Origin of the sequence: Spirillospora sp. NPDC049652, assembly GCF_040675125.1 — a bacterium.
Classification (GTDB): Bacteria; Actinomycetota; Actinomycetes; order Streptosporangiales; family Streptosporangiaceae; genus Spirillospora.
Genome location: NZ_JBFAOF010001122.1, coordinates 1 through 2,095 on the forward strand (window position 1 = coordinate 1; position 2,095 = coordinate 2,095).

Genomic DNA, 2,095 nt, shown 5'->3' on the forward strand with positions numbered 1-2,095 from the left:
GCACCTCCAGGTAGTCGTTGGAGCCGTCCGGGGCGGCCAGCAGCGGCGGCAGGTGCCCGGCGGACGCGACCTCCAGCCTGCCGGTGGTCGCGTCGTACACGGCGTACACGCAGGTGGCGAAGTGCGGCTCCTGCTCGCCGAGCTCGATCATCAGCTCGTGCATGACGTGCAGCGCGTCGGCGGGCGGCAGCTCCAGGTTGGCGAGCGTGTGCAGCGCGGTGCGCAGCCGGCCCATGGTCACCGCGGCGCGCACGCCGTGCCCGGCGACGTCCCCGACGATGAGGGCGACGCGGGCGCCGGGCAGCGCGATCGACTCGTACCAGTCGCCGCCGACCTCGACGAGCTTGCTGCCGGGCAGGTACCGGTGCCGGACCTCGACGGTCGCGGGCGCCGACAGCCGGTTCGGCAGCAGGCTGCGCTGCAGCGCCAGGGCGGTCGCGCGCTCGCGGCTGAACAGCCGGGCGTTGTCGATGACGATCGCGGCGCGCGCGGCGAACTCCATGCCGATCTCGACGTCGTAGGCGTCGAACCGGCGGTGCCCGCTGACGCGGGTGCAGGCGATGAAGCCGAGCAGGGTGTCCCGGGCGATCATCGGCAGCAGCACCATCGAGACCTCCGACAGCAGCCGCCCGACCGGGTTGCGCCGCCACTTCTCGGCGATCTCCCCGGCGGCGTTGGTGGCCACGTGCGGCAGGTGGACGGGCCGGGCGGTGTCGAGCACCTCGCGGTAGGGCGTGCCCTCGGGGAACACCAGCACCTCGCCGACCGGGAACGTGGCGGTCCAGGCGGGGTCGTCGTGCTCGGAGCTGACCGCGATCCGGCGCATCACCGCCGAGCCGCTCTCCTCGTGCACCTCGTCCGCCGCGACCAGGCTCTCCAGGATCAGCACCGACGAGACGTTGCAGTAGTGCGGGACGACGACCTCGACGATGCCGCGCGCGGTCTGGTCGAGGTCGAGGGACGCCCCGAAGCGGGTCAGGGCGTCGTCCATCAGCGCGCGGCGCATGAGGGCCGGGTCCTGGAAGCGCTCGCTGGGCGGCAGCGCGACCCGCACGTACAGCAGGCCGGCGGTGCCGTCGCCGACCATGGGCTGCGCGGTGACGACCGCGTCGACGCCGCGGCCGTCGGCGTGCCGCGCGGTGAGCACGGCGGTGCGCTCCTGCCCGGCGGCGGCCGCCTCCAGCAGGTTCTCCAGTTCCGCCTTCGCGTCGTCGGCGACCAGGTCGGTCGCCGGACGGCCGATCACCCCGGCCGGGTCGTGGCCGAGGACGAGAAGGCAGTTGGGCCCGCACTGGACGATCGCGCGGTCGGCGTCGAAGCCGAGCACGAGTGTGCGGGACGGGGAATCGCCGACGGGCGCATCGCCCCGTGGCGCCATGACGGATCTCACCTGACGCTCCAGTCAGCCGGTCCTGCATCCACTCCCCCAGCCCAGTATGGAGCATGCTCGGGGCCGTTGGGGAGAAGATCACGACGTGCGGGCCGATTCCGGCACGGGAAAACCGGCTTCCCGGTCATTCCGTCGAGATTCCCCGGAGGATGGTGTCCACCAGCTGCTCCGCGAACCCGTCCGGCAAGGGCTCCGGAGGTTTGTGGTAGGCGAACGCGCCGACGAGCATCGCCACCGCGACGTCCAGGTCGAGGTCGCGGCGGACCTCGCCGCGCTCGACGCCGCGCCGCAGCACGTCGCGGTAGACCGCGCGGCGCGGCCGCAGCACGTCCGCCTGGTAGCGCTCGTACAGCTCGGGGTACTTCTCCGCGCCGCCGACCACGTTCCAGAAGCAGCGGGACGCCTTGAACCCCCGCTCGACCGACATGTGCCGGGCGAGGGTCAGCAGGTCGTCGCGGGCGCCGGTGCCGGGCAGCTCGGGCAGCGGGCCCTTGAGCGCGCCCAGGGCGCCGACGATCAGCGCCTCCTTGTTGGGCCAGCGCCGGTAGATGGTCGTCTTGGCGACGCCCGCGCGGGCGGCCACGGCCTCCATCGACACCCCGTCCACGCCGGACTCCTCGGCCAGCAGGTCGACGGTCGCGTCGAGGATCGCCTTCTCGGCGCGCTCGCTGCGGGGCCGCCCGGGGCGCGCGGCGCCCGGGCGGC

Annotated in this window: 2 protein-coding genes; both read right to left on the reverse strand. The window is 73.8% G+C overall.

Features of this window, described 5'->3' with window-relative positions; all coding sequences use genetic code 11:
• The coding region (locus AB0J52_RS37640) for a SpoIIE family protein phosphatase (RefSeq protein ID WP_500187749.1) at positions 1-1,378 on the reverse strand (1,378 nt) is incomplete at its 3' end.
• Positions 1,379-1,514: 136 nt separating this feature from the next.
• The coding region (locus AB0J52_RS37645; RefSeq protein ID WP_500187750.1) for a TetR/AcrR family transcriptional regulator at positions 1,515-2,095 on the reverse strand (581 nt) is incomplete at its 5' end.